Source organism: Micromonospora sp. DH13 (genome assembly GCF_020873825.1).
GTDB classification, from domain to species: domain Bacteria; phylum Actinomycetota; class Actinomycetes; order Mycobacteriales; family Micromonosporaceae; genus Micromonospora; species Micromonospora haikouensis.
This window is the reverse complement of record NZ_JAHWGR010000010.1, coordinates 93,758-111,807: the sequence shown is the minus strand read 5'-3', so window position 1 is coordinate 111,807 and position 18,050 is coordinate 93,758. Positions and strand designations below refer to the sequence as shown.

Annotated in this window: 18 protein-coding genes; 4 read left to right on the top strand and 14 right to left on the bottom strand. The window is 76.1% G+C overall.

Annotated elements, in window-relative coordinates:
• Window positions 1-81: 81 nt before the first annotated feature.
• The 10 genes from LPA42_RS12690 to LPA42_RS12645 all read right to left on the bottom strand — a co-directional run bounded on the left by LPA42_RS12690 (window position 82) and on the right by LPA42_RS12645 (window position 9,099).
• Window positions 82-465: a nuclear transport factor 2 family protein gene (locus tag LPA42_RS12690; RefSeq protein WP_077939771.1), complete on the bottom strand. Its 384-nt coding sequence runs from the start codon at window positions 463-465 to the stop codon at window positions 82-84.
• Complete coding sequence (locus LPA42_RS12685) at window positions 465-776, bottom strand: hypothetical protein (protein ID WP_077939770.1); 312 nt, start codon at window positions 774-776, stop codon at window positions 465-467. The genes LPA42_RS12690 and LPA42_RS12685 overlap by 1 nt, the downstream gene beginning before the upstream one ends.
• Window positions 776-1,852, bottom strand: coding sequence for a class I SAM-dependent methyltransferase (locus LPA42_RS12680; RefSeq protein ID WP_077939769.1), 1,077 nt, complete (start codon window positions 1,850-1,852; stop codon window positions 776-778). The genes LPA42_RS12685 and LPA42_RS12680 overlap by 1 nt, the downstream gene beginning before the upstream one ends.
• A gap of 94 nt (window positions 1,853-1,946) precedes the next feature.
• Window positions 1,947-3,959 carry an FAD-dependent oxidoreductase gene (locus LPA42_RS12675; protein ID WP_077939768.1) on the bottom strand — a complete coding sequence of 671 codons (2,013 nt, stop codon included), beginning with the start codon at window positions 3,957-3,959 and terminating at the stop codon, window positions 1,947-1,949.
• Window positions 3,960-4,087: 128 nt separating this feature from the next.
• Entirely contained in the window at window positions 4,088-4,507 is a 420-nt protein-coding gene (locus LPA42_RS12670) for a DUF2470 domain-containing protein (protein WP_228986567.1), read from the bottom strand.
• Window positions 4,504-5,184 carry a heme oxygenase (biliverdin-producing) gene (locus tag LPA42_RS12665; RefSeq protein WP_077939767.1) on the bottom strand — a complete coding sequence of 227 codons (681 nt, stop codon included), beginning with the start codon at window positions 5,182-5,184 and terminating at the stop codon, window positions 4,504-4,506. The genes LPA42_RS12670 and LPA42_RS12665 overlap by 4 nt, the downstream gene beginning before the upstream one ends.
• The gene (locus LPA42_RS12660) at window positions 5,185-6,105 is read right to left on the bottom strand and encodes a heme ABC transporter ATP-binding protein (protein ID WP_228986566.1); all 921 of its coding nucleotides are present in this window, start codon (window positions 6,103-6,105) and stop codon (window positions 5,185-5,187) included. It abuts the gene before it with no gap.
• On the bottom strand, window positions 6,102-7,217 hold the full coding sequence (locus LPA42_RS12655) for an iron ABC transporter permease (RefSeq protein WP_077939765.1): 1,116 nt from the start codon (window positions 7,215-7,217) through the stop codon (window positions 6,102-6,104). The genes LPA42_RS12660 and LPA42_RS12655 overlap by 4 nt, the downstream gene beginning before the upstream one ends.
• Window positions 7,214-8,269: a hemin ABC transporter substrate-binding protein gene (locus LPA42_RS12650; protein WP_228986565.1), complete on the bottom strand. Its 1,056-nt coding sequence runs from the start codon at window positions 8,267-8,269 to the stop codon at window positions 7,214-7,216. The genes LPA42_RS12655 and LPA42_RS12650 overlap by 4 nt, the downstream gene beginning before the upstream one ends.
• Entirely contained in the window at window positions 8,266-9,099 is an 834-nt protein-coding gene (locus LPA42_RS12645; protein ID WP_091281369.1) for a hypothetical protein, read from the bottom strand. Before LPA42_RS12645 ends, LPA42_RS12650 begins: the two co-directional genes overlap by 4 nt.
• A 193-nt stretch (window positions 9,100-9,292) precedes the next feature.
• Between LPA42_RS12645 and LPA42_RS12640 the strand changes: the two genes are divergently transcribed.
• The 4 genes from LPA42_RS12640 to LPA42_RS12625 all read left to right on the top strand — a co-directional run bounded on the left by LPA42_RS12640 (window position 9,293) and on the right by LPA42_RS12625 (window position 13,530).
• Window positions 9,293-10,801, top strand: a complete 1,509-nt coding sequence (locus tag LPA42_RS12640; RefSeq protein WP_077939758.1) for an HtaA domain-containing protein — start codon at window positions 9,293-9,295, stop codon at window positions 10,799-10,801.
• Window positions 10,802-10,869: 68 nt separating this feature from the next.
• Window positions 10,870-11,913: a DUF916 domain-containing protein gene (locus tag LPA42_RS12635; RefSeq protein ID WP_077939757.1), complete on the top strand. Its 1,044-nt coding sequence runs from the start codon at window positions 10,870-10,872 to the stop codon at window positions 11,911-11,913.
• On the top strand, window positions 11,910-12,737 hold the full coding sequence (locus tag LPA42_RS12630; RefSeq protein WP_144082785.1) for a hypothetical protein: 828 nt from the start codon (window positions 11,910-11,912) through the stop codon (window positions 12,735-12,737). The genes LPA42_RS12635 and LPA42_RS12630 overlap by 4 nt, the downstream gene beginning before the upstream one ends.
• 193 nt (window positions 12,738-12,930) lie before the next feature.
• The gene (locus tag LPA42_RS12625; protein WP_077939755.1) at window positions 12,931-13,530 is read left to right on the top strand and encodes a DUF5134 domain-containing protein; all 600 of its coding nucleotides are present in this window, start codon (window positions 12,931-12,933) and stop codon (window positions 13,528-13,530) included.
• A gap of 11 nt (window positions 13,531-13,541) precedes the next feature.
• On the opposite strand, the gene atzF is transcribed toward LPA42_RS12625, so the two are convergent.
• The 4 genes from atzF to LPA42_RS12605 are packed head-to-tail and all read right to left on the bottom strand — an operon-like array spanning window position 13,542 to window position 18,032.
• Complete coding sequence (atzF, locus tag LPA42_RS12620; protein WP_077939763.1) at window positions 13,542-15,176, bottom strand: allophanate hydrolase; 1,635 nt, start codon at window positions 15,174-15,176, stop codon at window positions 13,542-13,544.
• Window positions 15,173-15,796, bottom strand: coding sequence for an urea amidolyase associated protein UAAP2 (locus tag LPA42_RS12615; protein WP_077939754.1), 624 nt, complete (start codon window positions 15,794-15,796; stop codon window positions 15,173-15,175). Before LPA42_RS12615 ends, atzF begins: the two co-directional genes overlap by 4 nt.
• The gene (locus LPA42_RS12610) at window positions 15,793-16,509 is read right to left on the bottom strand and encodes an urea amidolyase associated protein UAAP1 (RefSeq protein ID WP_077939753.1); all 717 of its coding nucleotides are present in this window, start codon (window positions 16,507-16,509) and stop codon (window positions 15,793-15,795) included. Before LPA42_RS12610 ends, LPA42_RS12615 begins: the two co-directional genes overlap by 4 nt.
• A complete protein-coding gene (locus tag LPA42_RS12605; RefSeq protein ID WP_077939752.1) occupies window positions 16,509-18,032 on the bottom strand; it encodes a GMC family oxidoreductase in 1,524 nt (507 codons plus the stop codon). Before LPA42_RS12605 ends, LPA42_RS12610 begins: the two co-directional genes overlap by 1 nt.
• Window positions 18,033-18,050: the final 18 nt, after the last annotated feature.

The window sequence follows — 18,050 nt, the reverse complement described above, 5'->3', positions numbered from 1 at the left end:
GCGCGGGATCCACGCGGCGGGTGGGACGGTTCGGTGATGCCGGCCGTGGTGCGGCCGGTGGGCCGGGCGGCCCGGGGAGGGTCAGCGGGACGGGTCCCGCGACGCCACGGCGATGGCGAGGTCGTTGTAGACGTGCTGCTCGACGATCAGCCCGTCGCGCAGGACGAACACGTCGGCGTAGCGGATCCCGTCGAACGGCTCGCCGTCGGGCCACTGCCCGTACAGGCGGCCGAGGGAGGTCACCGAGACGCCGTCGGCGGCGGCGCCGACCAGGTACCGGTCGCGGTGCTTGCGCACCCACCGGTAGGTGCCGGTCGACGCCGACGCCAGCTCGGGCAGGGAGGCGAAGCGACGTCCGCCGGGGAAGACGATCAGCGCCCCCGGGGCGAGCAGCCGCCCGGCCCGGTCGAGGTCGCGGTCCTCGCAGAGCTGCAGGTAGTGGTCGACCAGCCCGGCGGCGTCCATCAGCCGCTCTTGCCGCTCAGGGCCGCTTCCCACTGGTCGCGCAGCGGGTGCTCGGCCGGGCCCTGCTCGGTGAGGATGCGCATCAGCCGGGTCAGCAGCAGGTCGCGTTCCCGGTCGAGCACGGCCTGCCCGTCGGCGTCGGCGGTGAAGCCGTCGAGGTCGCCGGGGCCGAGCACGTCGCGGCGGACGAGCAGTTGCTCCAGCGCCCGCAGCCGCTGCCGGTCGACGTGCAGCTCGGTGGAGAGCTGCAGCACCAGGTCGAGCAGCTTGCCGAGGCGGGGGTCGCCGAAGTAGTCGAACTCGGTGCTCATCACGCCTCCGGCTTCGTCGCGGCCAGCACGGCCCAGGGGAAGTGCCACTCGACCCGGTCGCCCCAGCCCTCGGGGCGTACGCCGTCGCGGCGCTCGTCGAACGGGGTCCAGCTCGCGTCGACCAGGCCGGCCTCGGCGCAGACGGCGAGCAGGTCGGAGCCGAACAGCGCGTGGAAGAACGGCTCGTTGTTGCGCTCGGCGTGCTCGTAGACGGTGGCGTCGCGCAGCGGGTCGCCGGTGAGCTGGAACTCCAGGAAGCGCAGCGCGCCACCGGGCTTGAGCAGGCGGGCCGCCTCGACGATCGTCTCCCGGATCGCCTCGGCGGGCATCTCGTGCAGGACCATCGTGCCGGTGACCACGTCGCAGGAGGCGTCGTCGAGGCCGGTGGCCCGCCCGTCGGCCTGCCGGTAGTCGATGGCCAGCCCCTGCGCCTCGGCCTCGGCGTGCGCCAGGCGCAGCCCGGGCGCGGCCAGGTCGACGCCGATGACCTGCGCCGACGGGTAGCGGCCGACCAGCGGGCGGGTGCTCTTGCCGAACCCGCAGCCGATGTCGACGACCCTGGTGGCCCCCGGCAGGTCCGGCAGCGCGGTCTCGGTGAACAGCCGGTGGAACTTGTAGCCGTCGTTGTCGCGCAGCATGACGATGCGCGCGCCGAACTCGTAGACGTAGGCGGACATGTCGTCGGAGAAGAAGCCGCCCGGCTGGATGTGGATGTCGTAGTCGGTGTACCAGGTGGGCAGGTCCACGTCGGGGTCGAGGGTGAGCGCGCCGAGCGGCTGCGCCGGCACCTCGGCGAGCTGGGCGGCCAGCTCGTCGCGGCGGCCCAGGACGGCCTCCCCGGCGGCCTTCCACAGCATCTTCTGCTGCACCCGCTCCAGGTGGCTGAACCACGGGTAGAGCGGCAGGTCGCGCAGGGTCGCGCCGGCGTCGGCGATGGTGGCCGCCGGTTCGCCGGTGGCGGCGTACTCCCGGGTCAGGGCGGGGTAGACGGTGTCCGCCCAGCGCTTGCGCAGGCCGAGGACGAAGTCCACGGCGGAGCGTTCGTCGAGGGTGAGTCGATCCTCGATGTCCAGCATGCGGATCTCCTTGCGTCGCGCCGGCCCGGTGAGGCGGGCGGCTCGGTGAGGGGATGCTCGGGTCGGTGCCGGCGGGGGTCCGCCACCGACGTGGTCAGTAGGCGAGGGCCACCGCGGCGGCGTCGGGGCTGTCGTGGCGGCCGAGGAACGCGCCGGCGAACCGGCCCTCGTAGACCGCCTCCAGCGTGGTGCGGGGTGCGTTGGCGTCACCGACGAGGTGGATCCGGGGTCCGTCGGGTGCCGCGTCCAGGTGGCGGAACAGGGTGTCGTCGGCGGCCGGCGCTGCGGCGTCGACGACGGCGGTGACGCCGGCGACGGGAACGTCGGCGCCGGCCAGTGGGCCGGTCAGGGCGATCGTGTCGCCGCCCACGACGCGGGGTGTCCGCAGTGGATGGACGACGACACCGAGTTCGGTGAAGCGCCGCAGCAGCGCCAGTCGGGAGTAGGTGGTGATCCGGGCGGCGAGGCTCGCCGTCGGGGAGACGAGGTGCACCCGGGCGCCCCGCCGGGCCAGCGCCTCGGCGACGGAGGACGCCGCCCAGGTGCCGTCGTCGTCGAGGACGACGTACGCGCCGGTGCCGGCGTCGGGCGCGGCGAGCAGGTCGACCGCCTGCCACAGGTCGAGCACGGGTGGCCCGCCGGGCAGGGCGCGGCGGGCGGGGCGGGAGCCGGTGGCCACCACCACGTCGTCGTATCCGCCGGCGCGTACCCCGGCGGCGGTGACCCGGTGGCCGAGGAGGATCTCGACGCCGGCGGCGTGGGCCTCGGCGGCGAGGTCGCGGGTGAGCAGGCCGAGCCGTTCCCGGCCGGGCACCCGGGCCGCGACGCGGACCTGGCCGCCGAGGTCGTCGGCCGCCTCGGCGAGGGTGACCCGGTGGCCGGCGCGGCGGGCGGCGGTGGCGGCGGCCAGGCCGGCCGGGCCGCCGCCGACCACCAGCACCCGACGGGCTGGCACGGGCCGACGCCGGGCCGCGGCCCACTCCCGTTCGACGCCGACCTCGGGGTTGACCACGCAGGTGATCGGCAGGCTGGCCTCGACGCGGGCGATGCAGCCCTGGTTGCAGGCCAGGCAGGAGCGCGTCTCGTGCTGCCGGCCCTCGACGGCCTTGCGGACCAGGTGCGGGTCGGCGATGTGCGGGCGGGCCAGGCCGACCAGGTCCGCCTCGCCCGCCACGATCAGTTCGGCCGCCTCGGGCAGGCTGTCGAGCCGGCAGACCGCCAGCACCGGCAGGTCGGGGAACTCCCGGGAGAACTGGGCGGCGTGGTGGCGGAAGGGCGCGTGCCCGAAGCTCATGTCGGCCATCTGGGTGGCCAGCGACCAGCTGCCGTGGTAGGCGGAGTGGCTGACGTGGACGTAGGCCAGCGGGTGGTCGGCGCGCAGCCGGGCGACGATCTCCACCATCGCGTCGGGGTCGAGCCCACCGGGGAGGAACTCGTCGGCGCTGATCCGCAGCCCGACCGGCAGGTCGGTGGCGGCGTGGACGGCGTCGAGCACCTCCCGGGTGAGCCGCATCCGGTTGGCCAGGCTGCCGCCGTAGTCGTCGTCGCGGCAGTTGGTGTGCGGGGAGAGGAACTGCTGGAGCAGGTGCCCGTGTCCGGCGTGGACCTCCAGCCCGTCGAAGCCGGCCCGCCGCATCCGGCGGGCGGCTGCGGCGAACGCGTCGACGACGGTGGCGAGGTCGCGCCGGCCCATGGCGTGCGGCACGTGCGCCCCGGCGGCCCACGCCACCGGGGAGGAGGACCAGGCGGCGGTGCGGGTGGCGTCGCCGTTGGCCTGCCGGCCGGCGTGCATGATCTGGGCGAAGATCCGGGCGCCGTGCTCGTGCACGGCGTCGGTGACCCGCTGGTACGCCGGGACGCACGCGTCGGTGAAGGCGCCGAGGCTGATGCTGCGTCCGGCGCTGGTGGGGTGCACCCGGATCGCCTCGGTGATGATCAGCCCGACGCCGCCACGGGCCCGCTCGGCGTGGTAGGCGGCGAGTCGGGCCGTGGGCTCGTTGTGCAGGCCGAAGTTGGTGGTGTGGCCCGGGACGAAGACCCGGTTGCGCAGGGTCAGCGAGGCGATGCGGACCGGCGAGAGGAGCTGCCGCAGCTTCTCGTCGACCATGCGCGGGCCTCCTGTCTGGACCTACCGCCCCCGACCGCAGACCGTTCGGGTGAACCGTACGCCGTTCGAACAAGAGGAACGCTAGGGCTGTCGTTCACCTCCCGTCAATGACTTACCAGTCAGTAACTTCACTTGAGACCGGGCCTTGACCTGCTGTTTCTCTCAGCCGAACGGGGCGGCACGCCGAGCGCGTCGCACGCCTGCTCGTACATCCGGACCACCTCCTGGCGGATCTCGGCCCGCTCGCTGATCCGGCGGGCGAACGGGATCCGCACCGGCACCTCGATGCCGGCGACGGCGACGGCGAAGTCCATGCCGTCGGCGTCCAGCCCGGTCGCCCGCGCCCGGGTGGCGTCCGGGCAGCCGCCGAGGGTGCGGCAGATCAGCAGCGAGTCGTCGGCGTGGTCGGCGTTCATGTGCCGGCAGACCGCGTGCACGGTGTCGGCGTCGAACGGTTGCCCGGCGTCCGCGTCGAGCGGTTTGCCGGGGTCCGCGTCGGACGGGTGCCCGGCGTCGTCGGGCGCGGTTCGGTGCGGCCGGCCGGTCACGCCACGGCCTCCGTCGCCCCGGGGTCGGCGTCGGGCACGTGCCGGGCCAACGCGGCGAAGACCGCCGTGTTGTGCCGGTACGCCAGCAGCACCTCCTCCAGCAGGGCGGCCTCGGCCGCCGGGTCGAGCGGCAGGGCGTCCAGCCGCGCCCGGTAGGCGTCCTTGTACGCCTTCGGCCGGGTGATCCGGTCGAACGCGTAGAAGCCGGCCCCCGCCTGCCCGCTCAGCCCGTACCGCCGGGCGACGGCCCGGCCGATGTGCCGGCCGCCGGAGAGGTCGCCGAGGTAGCGGGTGTAGTGGTGGGCGACGAAGCGCTCCGGGGACGTGGTGGCGACGGCGCGGATCCGGTCGGCGTAGGCCCGCGTCGCGGGATGCACTGCGCTCCGCCGCGCCCAGTCCGGCCCGACCAGGTGCGTCAGGTCCGTCTCCAGCGCGGGCAGCCGGGTCAACGCGTCGTCGACGAACGGCCCGGCGAGCGGGTCGTCGCGCATCGCCTCGGCGGCCGACTCCAACGCCTGGTACAGGGCGTGGTGCTGCACCACGAGGTCGACGTAGCCGGCGAGGTCCACGTCGCCGGCGACCAGCGCCGTGACGTAGCGCTGACTCTCGGCGGCGGCGTGGGCCCCCTGGCTGGCGGCCCGCAGCCGGGCCGAGAACGGGATGGGTGGCGTGCTCATCTATTCCTCCGGAACGGCGGTGCGGTGGGCCGGGCCCCGGCGGGGCACGACCAGCGGCAGGCGGGTACGCGGGTGCGGCACGACCTCGATGTCGTGCCGGTAGACCTCGCTGAGCAGGGGTGCGGTCAGGACGGCGGCCGGTGCCCCGGTGGCCCGTACCCGTCCGTCGGCGAGCAGGGTCATCCGGTCGGCGTACGCCCCGGCCAGGGCGAGGTCGTGCAGCACCACCACGACGGCGTCCCCGGCCTCGGCGCGGTCGCGGGCGATCCGCATGACCAGCTCCTGGTGGTGCAGGTCGAGGGCGGCGGTCGGCTCGTCGAGCAGCAGCACCCCGGCCCGCTGCGCCAGCGCCCGGGCCAACGCCGCGCGGGCCTGCTCGCCGCCGGAGAGGGTGGGGAACGGCCGGGCGGCGAACCGGATCACGTCGCAGCGCCGCATGCTCTCGGCGACGATCGCGTCGTCGTGCGCCTGTTCGGGCCGCCCGGTCCAGGGCGCGCGCCCCATCCGGACGACGTCGACGACGGCGAACGGGAAGCTCAGGGTGTGCCGCTGGGTCAGCACCGCCCGGCGCATCGCCAGTTCCACGGCCGACCATCCGCCGAGGGGCCGGCCGTCGACCTCGACGGTCCCGGCCACGGCCGGCAGGTCGCCGCTGGCGGCGGCCAGCAGGGTGGACTTGCCGGCGCCGTTGGGCCCGACCAGGGCGTGCACCTCACCGGCGCGGACGGCGAGGTCGACGCCGTCGAGGACCGGCCGGCCGGCGCGTTCGACCCGCAGCCCGGCGACCCGGATCCGGGTGCTGCCCGGCGTCGCCGGGGTCGGCGGCTGCGGTGCCGACCTCCGGCCGAGCACGCGCAGCCGCACCCGCCCGCGCGAAAGTCCTGGGCCGCCGGAGGGGGTCGGGTTCCCGGGCCCGGTCACGCCCAGCCTCCCGCGCGGTCCCTGGTGCGCCGCAGCAGCCAGAAGAACGCGGGCCCGCCGACGACCGCGGTGAGCACCCCCAGCGGCAGTTCCTGGTAGTCGACGAGGGTGCGGGCGGCGAGGTCGGCGGCGACGACCACGATCGCGCCGCCGAGCGCGCTGGCCGGCAGCAGCAGCCGGTGCCCGGGGCCGGCGACCATCCGCACCAGGTGCGGCACGACCAGGCCGACGAAGCTGATGATGCCGGTGAAGGCGACCGCGGCCGCGCCGAGCAGCGCGGTCACCACGATCATCCGCACGCGCAGCCGTTCCACGTCGACGCCGAGGTGGCGGGCGGACCGTTCGCCGAGGGCGAGCAGGTCGAGCCGGCGGGCGTCGGCGAGGGTGGCGGCCAGGCCGACCGCGAGGCAGGGGGCGGCCAGCCCGACGGCCGACCAGCTCGCCTGGGCGAGGCTGCCGAGGTTCCAGAACGCGATGGCCTGCACGCCGGACTCGTCGGCGACGAACATCAGCAGCCCGATGGCGGCACCGGCGACGGCGTTGACGGCGACGCCGGTGAGCACGAGGGTGACCACCTCGGTCCGGCCGCCGGAGCGGGCGAGCGTGTAGACCAGCCAGGTGGTGGCGAGCCCGCCGGCGAACGCGGCGGCCGGCACCGTCCAGCCACCGAGGACGGTGACGCCGGTGACGATGGCCAGGGCCGCGCCGAGGGCCGCGCCCGCGGAGACGCCGATGACGCCGGGTTCGGCCAGCGGGTTGCCGAAGACGCCCTGCATCACCGCCCCGGAGCAGCCGAGCGCCGCGCCGACCACGGCGGCGAGCGTCACCCGGGGGAAACGGACGAGCCACAGCGCGCTCTCGCCGTGCGGGGCGGCGGGGCGGGGACCGACGTCCAGGCCGAGCCGGTGCAGCACCGAGCCGAGCACCTCCGCAGGGGCGACCGCCACCTGCCCCCGGCCGGCGGCGAGCAGGGCGACCAGCAGCAGGCCGGCGGCGAGCCCGGCGAGCAGGAGCGCAGCGCGCCGGGTCCCGCCGGGCCGGGCGTCCTGCGGCGCGGCGTCCACGGTGGCCGGTGGGGTGTCGGTGGCCGGTGGGGTGTCGGTGGCGGTCACGACCGGCCCTGGCAGTGCAGCGCGTCGGCCAGGGCCCGCACGACCCGGCCGGAGCGGGTGCCGAAGGTGAGCAGGACGCCGTCGTCCATGTCGACGATCCGGCGGGCGGCCCCGGCGGGGGTCTGCGCCACGCCGGGGAGCCCGAGCAGGCCGTCGACGCCGCCGACGGACGCCAGCCCGCCGCTCATCACCAGGATCACGTCGGGGGCCGCGTTGATCAGGCCCTCGCTGGTCAGCGGCCGGAACTTCGCCAGGCCGATCGCGGTGCCGGCGTCCACCCCGCCGGCCGCCTCGATCATCGCGTCGGAGCCGGCGCCCCGGCCGCCGATCAGGTAGACCCCGGCGGTGCCGCGCAGGTAGAGGAAGGCGACGCGGGGCGACGCATCGTCGGGCACGCCGTCGCGGGCGGCGGCGATCTCGCCCTGGACCCGGGCGACGAGCCGCTCGCCGGCCTCGCCGACGCCGAGCGCGGCGGCGATCGCCCGCACGTGTGCGGGTACGGCGTCGAGGGTCTGCTCGGCGGCGACGAGGACGACGGGGATGCCGGCGGCGCGCAGCTGGCGCAGCGTCTCGGGTGGGCCGATGCTGTCGTCGGCGAGGACCACGGTGGGGGCGAGGGCGAGCACCGCCTCGGCGGACAGGTCGTGCCCGGCGGGGGTGACCACGGGCAGGTGCGCGGCGGCCGGGAAGGTGGTCGAGGTGTCCCGGCCGACGACGTTGCCGCCGAGGCCGAGGCTGAACACGATCTCGGCGATCGAGCCGTAAAGGTTGACGGGCAGGATCCGCGTCGCGTCGGTGACCGTGGTGGCGACGCCGTCGGCGGAGGTGACGGTGACCGGCAGGGCCGGGGTCGGCACGGGGTCGAGCGGGGTGACGTCGGTGTCGGGCAGGGCGGCGGTGACCGGGCCGCAGGAGGTGGCGGAGGGGGTCTCGCCGCCGGCCGCCGGGGCGGTGCAGCCGGTCAGGGCGCCGGCGAGCAGCAGCAGGGCGGCCAGCGGCGCAAGGCCCCGGACGGGCACGACCGCACGGCGGGCGACGGCACGGCGGGTCACGGGGCGGCCTTTCGCCGACGGCGGCGCAGGCCGGCGAGCAGCGTCAGCCCGAGCAGCGGCAGGACCAGCGCGGCGAGCCACCAGCCGCCGGTGCCGGAGGCGGCGCTGACCCGGGTGACCTGGGCGGCGGGGTCGACGGTGCCGCCCGGGGCGGCGACCGCGTCGGCGCCGGTGGCGGCCGGCGCCGCGCTGCCGGCGGGCGCGGCGGCGACCGGGGCGGCGGCCGTGGTGGCGGCCGGCGGGGCGGTGGTGCGCGCGGCGGGCCCGGTGGTGGCCGTGCCGGCGGTCCCGGTGCTGGCCGGCGCGGCGCTGGTACGGGCGGGGGTGGCCGCGGCGGCGAAGGTGATCGGCACCCGGACGTCCTGGGACCGGTCGGCGGGGCGGGTGTGGTCGGCGCGGGTGGCCACCACGCACCGGCGGACGGTGCAGTCCACGTCGCCGATGCGGGTGCCGACGGTGAGGGTGACCCGGAACGACCCGCCCGCTCCGTACGGCACGGCCAGTCCCTCCCCGTAGGAGGGTGGGTTGGAGGAGATCCAGTGCGAGGCGCCGGTGCTCCCGGTGGTGTCGGCGCCGCCGCCGCACGGGCTGGGCGCGGCACCGGCGCCGTTGTCCACGCAGTAGGCGACGTAGATGCCCTTGGTGACGTCGTAGCCGGTGCCGGAGACGGTGACGCTCGCGCCCGCGCGGGCGACGCCGCTGCTGGGCGTGACGGTGAGCACCTGCCCGCCGGCCCCTCGGCCGGTGCCGGCGTGGGCCGGCACCGCACCGGCGGCGACACCAAGGGTGATCAGTGTTGCGGTCAGGACGGCGCGACGCAGTGCTCGCATCAGGCTCCCCACATGACGGATCCGGCCGGCTGACGCACCGACCGTGACTAAGGTTTGCCTAACCTAAGCGACACTTCCCCAGTTCACAAGGGGTTCTTCGGGCCAAGATCTTCGACCCCTCGCCCCTGTTCCGTCGCAGTTAGGTTTGCCTAACCTCAACCACTGTCCGTATTGGGCGTGAGAAAGGAACAGCATGGTCCGATCCAGAACCGGTGCCGGCCGGTGGCGGTCGCTGCGGTGGGCGACGGTCGCCCTCCTCGGCGCCTCGGCCGCACTCGTCGGCGCCGCACCCGCCTCGGCGGCCGGGGCCGACATCAGCACCGGCAGCCTCACCTGGGGCTTCAAGTCGTCGTTCCGCAACTACGTCAACACCGGCAACGGCAACCCGCCGATCGCGGCGAGCAACGGGGCCAGCATCAACAGCGACGGCACGTTCACCTTCCCCGCGAAGGGCGGCACGTACGACGCCGACACGGGCGCCATCGACGCCGAGTACGGCGGGACCGTGGTCTTCTCGTACCCGGCGCACATGTTCACCATCACCCTGGCCAACCCGACGGTCGCCGTCTCCGGCGGCACCGCCGCCCTGAAGGCGGACGTCGACCTGGCCACCACCGCCGCCGAGCCGGTCTCGGTCCGCCAGGCCACCATCGCCACCATCGCCGTCACCGGGGGCAACCCGGGCGGCAGCGGCGGCACGGTGACCGCGACCGACCTGGCGGCGACGCTGACCGCCGAGGGCGCCAGCGCGTTCAACGGCTTCTACGCGGCCGGCGCGGCGCTCGACCCGCTGTCGTTCACCTTCTCCACCGGTGGCGGCGGCGAGCCGGTCGGCCCGGCGGTCGCCGTCAGCCCGTCCACCGGCGTCGACCCGGCCGGGGCGACGATCACGGTCGAGGGCAGCGGCTTCGACCCGGAGGCCAACGGGGCGGCCGGCATCTACGTCTCCTTCGGCCCGAAGGTCGACGAGCACTGGACGAACGCCGGCGTCCTCCAGGTCACCAAGTGGGTGAGCAAGACGAACGAGCCGACGGAGGCCCGCGACCGGCTCAACGCCGACGGCACGTTCCGCACCACCCTGCCGATCAGCGCGGTCTACACCGACCGCACCGGCGCGCAGGTCGACTGCACTCAGGTGCAGTGCTACGTGATCACCTTCGCCGCCCGCGGCTCGGCCGACCGGAGCCAGGACACCTTCACCCCGGTCACGTTCCGCAGCACCCCGGTGGGCGGCGGCGACGCCGACCAGCAGATCACCGCCACCGTCACCGGCGGCGCGCTGACCCTCGGCGTGGCCGGCTCCACGGTCGCGCTGCCGGCGGTCAGCAACGGTCAGGTCGCCAGCGGGGCGCTGAACACCGCCACGGTGGCCGACCTGCGCGGCACCAACGCCGGCTGGAGCCTGGTCGGGCAGGTCTCCGACTTCGCCTCGGCCGGCGGCGGCAGCATCGACGCGGACAACCTCGGCTGGGTGCCGAGCGCGTCCGTGGTCACCGACGGCCTCGCCGGCACGCCCGGCGTGGTCACCCCGGGCGCGGCCGCCGCGCCCGGGACCGGCCTGGGCACGGCGCGCGCGCTGTGCACCTCGGCCAGCGGCGCGAGCAACGGCACCTTCGGCTGCGGCGCCCAGCTCAACCTCGGGATCCCGGCGTCCGCCCCGGCGGGCGACTACACCGCGGTCCTGACGCTCACCCTCTCCTGATCACGGCACCACCCGGTGGGACGGGCCCCGCGCCCGTCCCACCGGCCCGACCACCTGCGGAGCCCGGCATGCCCCTGCCCACCGCCCTGTCCCGGGCGAGCGTCGCCCTCGCCGCCGCGCTGCTCACGGCGGCGACCCTGCCCGCGCCGGCCGACGCCGCGCCCGCCCCGTCGCCGAGCGTCGACGCCACCGACCGCACCGGCGCGGCCCGGTGGGCCGTGCAGCCCTCCAGTGCCAAGGGACCGACCGGGCGCAACTACTTCATCTACGACCTGGCCCCGGGCAGCACCCTGACCGACCACGTCGGCATCACCAACCTCGGCGACCGCCCGCTCACCTTCGACGTGTACGGCACCGACGCGTACACCACCGCCGACGGCGCGTTCGCGCTGCTGCCGGCCGACCAGCCCGCCACCGACGTGGGCTCGTGGATCCGGTTCGAGCGGCGGGCCTGGACGGTCCCGCCCGGCGAACGGGTCGACATCCCGTTCCGCCTCGCCGTGCCGGCCGACGCCACCCCGGGCGACCACGCCGGCGGGGTGATCGGCGCGGTCGCCCGCGCCCGGACCACCGCCGACGGGCAGCGGGTCCTGGTCGACCAGCGCCTCGCCGCCCGGGTCCACCTGCGGGTCACCGGCCCGGTCCGCCCCGCCGTCACCGTCGAGTCGGTCGACCTCTCGTACGACAACCCGGTCGACCCGTTCGCCGGCGGCGACCTCGTGGTCCGCTACCGGGTGCGCAACACCGGCAACGTCCGGGTCACCGGCAGCGGCACGGTGCGCGTCGCCGGGCCCTTCGGCTGGGAACAGGCCCGCACCTCCCCCACCGACCTGCCGGAGCTGCTGCCCGGGGGCACCTTCACCGTCACCGAGCGGATCACCGGCGTGCCCCCGCTGCTGCGGCTGACCGCCGAGGTCGACCTCGCGGCGACCACCACGGACACCGCGCTGCCGCCGGTGCTGCGCTCCGCCGGGGTCTGGGCCCCGCCGTGGGTGCCGCTGGCGCTGCTCGCGGTCGCCGGCTGCTGGGGCGGGCTGCGGTGGTGGCGGCGGCGCCGCGCCCCCGGCGACGGTGGGCGGGCCACCGTGGACGCCGGGCGGGCGACGGCATGACCGCCCGGACCCGCGCCGCCGCCCCGCTGGCCCTGGTCGCGGCCCTGGCGCTGGCGCCCGGGGCGGCCGGGGCCCCCAAGGACGGGCCCGGCGTCACCCTGCCCGCCGGGCCGCTGCGCGTCGGGCAGCGGGTGCTGGTCGGCCTCGACGGCTGGCCCGCCGGCACGGTGCAGGTCGAGGTGTGCGGCAACGCCGCCCGGCGCGGGGCGCTGGACTGCGCGACGGGCGACGCCACGCACGCCCAGGTGCCGCCGTCCGGCCGCGCCCGGCTGCCGCTGCTGCTGGCCGCCCCGCCGGTGGCCTGCCCCTGCGTGCTGCGCGTCCGGACGCCGACCGGCACGGCCGCCGCCACCGCCGACCTGCCGCTGACCGGGGTGGACGCGCCGCCCGCCGCGCCGGGCGTCCCGGCCGCGCTGGCCCTGGACGCGTTGCGCGCCGACGACCGGTCCGGACCGGGCGGCTGGTTCGGCCTGCCGGGCGAGCTGGCCGTGCGGTTCACCCTGCGCAACCCTGGCACCGAGGACGTCACCGACCCGCCGTTCACGCTGCTCGTCGGGCCGCCCGGCCGGGCCCGGACCATCGTGGCCGCCCCGGCGATCGGCACCGTAGCCGCCGGGGCCACCCGCGACTACCTGATCACGGTGCCCACGGGCGCGGCCCCGTACGGGAGGTTCGAGATCGACGGCCGGATCGAGGTGCCCGGCCGCCCGGTCGCCTTCACGGTGCAGGCCGCCCGGCGGCCCTGGGGCCTGCCGGTGGCCGCGGCGGTCCTCACGGCGGCGCTGCTGCTCGCCCGACGGGGCGGCCGGGCATCGGCGCGGTGACCCGTTTCCGCAGCTCGGATGCCGTCCCGACGGTGTCACTCGGCTCTTCCCAATGCGGGCGGGAGGTGAAAGGCTGTCGGAGAGCCCGGCGCACCGCACGCCCGGCACCCGCCCCGGGCGCGGCCACGACGGTCCCGGGCGGACGTCCTTCCTGACTGTCCCCCGCCCTGCCGGATGAAGGGACCGCCCGCCGATGAGCGAAGCGCTGCGCTGGCCGATGACGCTCGCGCTGGCCGTCGTGGCCCCCTACTTCGCGTCCCGGCTCCTGCGGCCGGCGGCCGGCGGCGGGCCGGCACGCCCCGCCCGGCACCGCGGCTGCGACGCCGCCCACCTGCTCATGGCGGTGGCGATGACGGCGATGGTGTGGACGGTCGCCGTGCCCGGGGCGGTGTGGGTGGCCGTGTTCGCGCCGGCCGCGCTGTGGTTCGTGGTGCTCGCCGCCCGTTCGCCGGGCCGGCTGCCGCACGGGTCCCGGGCGGTCACCTGGTACTTCGCGGTCTCCATGGCGGCGATGGCCTGGATGGCCTGGCCGAGCGGGCACCCGGGGGGCGGGGGCCATCACGGCGGCCCGGCGGGGGCTCTCTGGTGGCCTTCGGTGGTCAGCCTCGCCCTGGGCGGATACCTGCTGCTCACCGCCGGCTGGTGGGCCGGTCGCGGCCTGCGGCTGACGCCGTGGTGGCCGGACCAGGCCGGGGCTGTCGCGTCCCCGGCCGGTCCCGCCGTGCGGGTGGAGGGCCTCTGTCACGCCACGATGGGGGCGGTGATGGGGCTGATGCTGCTGGCGATGGTGTGAGGCGGGGGCGGTCAGGCCCGGTCCGCGCGCAGCGCGGCCCGCCACCCGCCGGCGGCGCTGACGTCCCGGGCGTCGCGTACCCCGTGGTCGCTGGCCAGGAAGCCGGTCACGGTCGTGCCGTCATCCAGGCCGACCGGCCCGAGCCCGAGCGGCGGCGGGATGCTGCCCAGCAGCGCGCCGACCGCCTGCTGCGGCAGCTGCCACACCTCGACGGCGATGCCGCCGTCGGGTCCGTCGCCGGTGAACACCAGGCCGGGCCGGGCGACGCCGGGGCCGGGCAGCCGGTAGAGCCGGTACCCGGGGGCCGTGCGGGCCCGGGTGTGCAGCCGCCCGCCGAGCGCGACGAGCTGCGGGTTGAGCGGCATCCCGGTCAGGTGCGCCCCGGCGACCGCGACCAGCGCGGTCCCCGGTGACGGCGCGTCCACCCCGCGCGGCGGCTCGCCGCACCAGCGGGCGGCCAGGTCGAGCAGCGGCAGGTCGGCGAAGGCCGGCGCGACGAACTGCACCCCGAAGGGCAGGCCGTCGGACCGGGCGCCGGCCGGCACGGCCACCGCGCACAGGTCCAGCAGGTTGACGAAGTTGGTGTACGTGCCGAGCCGGCTGTTGACGCCGACCGGGTCGGCGGCGACCTCCGCGAGGGTGGGGTGTCCCGGCGTGACCGGCAGCAGCAGGGCGTCGACGTCCAGCCAGACCTGCTCGGTGGCCCGGCGCAGCGCGGCGAGCCGGTCCAGCGCGGCGAACACGTCGGGGCCGGCGACGTCCCGGCCGGGTGTCACGATGCTGCGGACCGTCGGGTCCACGCCGGCACCGGACAGGTGCGCCCCGAACGCGGCCCACCGCTCGGCGACCCACGGCCCGCCGTACAGCAGGGCGGCGGCGGCCAGGAACGGACCGAGGTCGACGGGCACCACCTGGGCGGCCACCGTGTCGAGCCGGCGCAGCGCCGCCGCCCAGGCCGCCCGGTGGGGCGGGTCGAGGTCCAGGTCACCGGCGGGCACCGCGACCGTACGCATCCGGGCGGCCACGCCGGGCGGCGGGGCCGGCGGAGCCGGCCGCGACCACGGGTCGTCGGGGTCGGCCCAGGCCAGCACGTCGAGGGCGGACGCGGCCCCGGCCACCGTGCGGGTGAACGTGGTGACGCAGTCCAGCGACCGGCAGGCCGGCAGCAGCCCACGGGTGGAGACCAGCCCACGGGTCGGCTTGAGCCCGACGAGGCCGTTGAACGCGGCCGGCACCCGGCCGGAGCCGGCCGTGTCGGTGCCCAGCGCCAGCGGCACCAGGCCGGATGCCACCGCGACGGCGCTGCCGGAGCTGCTTCCGCCGCTGACGTGCGCCGGGCTGTGGACGCTGTGGCAGGCGCCGTACGGGCTGCGGGTGCCGACGAGGCCGGTGGCGAACTGGTCCATGTTGGTCTTGCCGACCGGGGCCGCGCCGGCCGCCACCAGGCGGCGTACGGCGGTGGCGGACGTGGCCGCCGGCCGGTCGGCCAGGTCGGGGCAGGCCGCCGTGGTCGGGTAGCCGGCGACGTCCAGGTTGTCCTTGACGGCGAACCGGACGCCGGCCAGCGGCCCGTCGGGCGCCTCGGCGGCGAACCGCGCCACCGCCTCCGGGGAGAACTCCGTGATCCAGACCGGTTGCCGCGTCACGACGCCCACCCGAGCAGCCGCACCGGGGTCGGGTCGTAGCCGTTGCACGGGTTGTTCACCTGTGGACAGTTGCTGATCAGGACCAGGATGTCGCGCTCCGCGCGGAGTTCGACGTGCTTGCCGGGGGCGGAGACGCCGTCTTCGAAGGTGAGCCCGCCGGCCTCGGTCAGCGGCACGTTCATGAAGAAGTTGATGTTGTGGGTGAGGTCCCGCTTCTCCAGCCCGCCGGCCACGGCGTAGCGCAGGAACGTGCTCCGGCAGGCGTGCTGGTGGCGGGTGTGTTCGCCGTAGCGCACGACGTTGCTCTCCTTGGCGCACGCGCCGCCGAGGGTGTCGTGCCGGCCGCAGGTGTCGTCGACGATCGTGGCCAGCGGGTCGAGGCGCACGCTGCGCAGCACCGAGCCGGTGGTCAGGTACGCCGAGCCCTGCGCGCGGACGGTGTCCACGGCGCTGTACCGGTTGGCGGTGTCCCGCGCGTCGTACAGCAGGGTGTCCACGGCCTGGTTGCCGTGCAGGTCGACGATGCGCAGCCGGCCGCCGGCCGGGATCTCGCCGAGCCAGCCGTCGCCGGCCGCGACGGTCACGTCGAACAGGACCTCCGGGTCCACCGGGGCGCTCATCGCGCGCTCCGCTCGGCGGCGGCCAGCGCCCGGGCGGACTCGGCCCGGAACGCCCGGCTGGGGTCGTCGGCGGGCGCGGGGTCGCCGGGGGCGACCACGGCCCGTACGCCGGCCGGCCGCCACCGCGCCGCCGGGTCCAGCGGGTGCGGGGCGGTGGCGAACACCACCAACAGGTCCTGTTCGGCCCGCAGGCACACCCAGTCGCCGGCCGCGGTGTGCCCCGGGACGTAGCCGAGGGTGCCGCGCTCGTCGCCGCCGGGTCGCACCTTGACGAACCAGTTGACGGTGGCGTGCAGGTCGCGCTCGCCGAGGCCGTGCCCGTACAGCTCGTCGAGCAGCAGGCTGCGGGCGCTGCGCCGCCATCCGTTGCGGTCGCGCCCGTAGTCCGACGGGCCGAACCGGGCCAGGTCGGCGTCGACGCTGTGGCCGGTGATCGCGTCGTGCCAGTCCGACGAGGAGCCGGTCACCGAGGCCAGCGCCCTGCCCATGTCCGACATCAGCACCATCGGCGGGTGGATCCGCGCCGACATCTGCGCCTTCAGGGTGTCCGGCACGTTGAGCCGTTCCCACCGGTCGTCCGCCGCGTACAGCAGCATGCTGGCGACCGCGTCGGCGCCCAGCGCCGCCAGGCGCAGGGTGCTGCCGCGCCTCAGGTTAAGTGACCAGGCAGCGCCGCCCGGGACGTCGTGCTGGTAGCCGCTGGCGTCGGCCATCAGGTCTCCTTGTCGGATCGAAGTAGGAACCGGGCGATCCGTTCGCCGATCACCACTGCGGGCATCGCAGTGGTCGCCCGCGGGATCGTCGGCATGATCGAGCAGTCCGCGACGAAGCAGCCCGCGACGCCGTGCACCTGCCCGTCGTGGCCGACAACAGTCGTGGGATCGGTGGCGGGGCCCATCTTGCAGGTGCCGACCGGGTGCCAGTAGTTGTCGGGGTTGGCCTGGATGTGGCGTACCAGGCTGGCCCGGTCGGCCAGCTCCGGCCCCGGCCGCAGCTCGCGCCCGACCAGCTCACGCACTGCGGGCGAGGCGGCGATGGCCCGCAGCGCTTCGATGCCCTCGGCGAGCACCTGGGCGTCGTGGCCCTCGGGGTCGCTCAGGAAACGGTGGTCGATGAGCGGGTTGGCCTCCGGGTCGAGCGAGCGGATACGCACGTGGCCCCGGGAGCGCGGCAGCAGGGCACCGACGCCGCAGCTCCACCGCTTCTGCTCGCCCCGGTGGGTGGGGCTGTAGGGCAGGAAGTGCATGTCGAAGACGTCGGGGTCGAACGACGACGCCGCTTTGGCCATCGCCTGTTCGTCGGGGGCCCAGCCGCTCTCGCGCGCCCGCCGCATGGCGGCGCTCATCGCGTCGGAGCCGGCCCAGCTCATCAGCAGGAACGGTTGGTCGTGCAGGTTCTCCCCGACACCGGGCAGGTCGCTGACGACGTCGATGTCCAGCTCCTTGAGCAGGCGCGGATCGCCGATGCCGGAGCGTTGCAGGACCTGCGGCGAGTTGTAGGCGCCCCCGCAGACGACGACGCGATCGGCGTGCACGACATGCGACTCGCCGCGCCAGAGCACCACGACGCCGGTGGCTCTGCCCGCGGTGACGAGGACCCGGTCGACGTGCGCCGCACCGACGATCCGGAGATTCGCCAGGTGCCGGACCGGGTCGAGGTAGGCGAATGCGGTGTTCCATCGGATGCCGTCGACGATGTTGTTGTCCTCTGGCGCGAACCCGACCGTCTCGTCGAGGTCGTTGAGCGTCTCCAGCTGTGGCAGACCGATGGCGGTTCCGCCGTCGTACCACGCCCGCTGCCAGGGCGTCAGCTCCTCGGCGCGGTACCGCTTGACCCGCATCATCTCGGTGGCCTCGGCGAAGAGCGGTCGCAGTTCGTCGGTGCTCCACCCGGGGTTGCCGGCGGCGGCCCAGTCGTCGTAGTCGCGCCGGTGGCCCCAGGTCTGGGTGGTCCCGTTGAAGTCGGAACAGCCCCCGATGGCGCGGGCCCGCTCGAAGGCGACCCTGGTGGGCAGGGTGTCGCCGGAGTCGTAGCCCCAGTCGTGGGAGTGGCCGAGCCGGGTGGCGTCGAGGATGTCCGCGGGCCACGCGGCGGAGCCGAAGGGACCGAAATCCGGCCCGGCCTCCAGCACGAGCGTGTCCACTCCGGCCAGGGCGAGTCTCGCCGCGACGACGTTGCCGCTCGTGCCGCCGCCGACGACGACGGTCCCCGCCTCCCGGGGCAGATGATCAGGCATGCCAGGTCCCCCCACTTG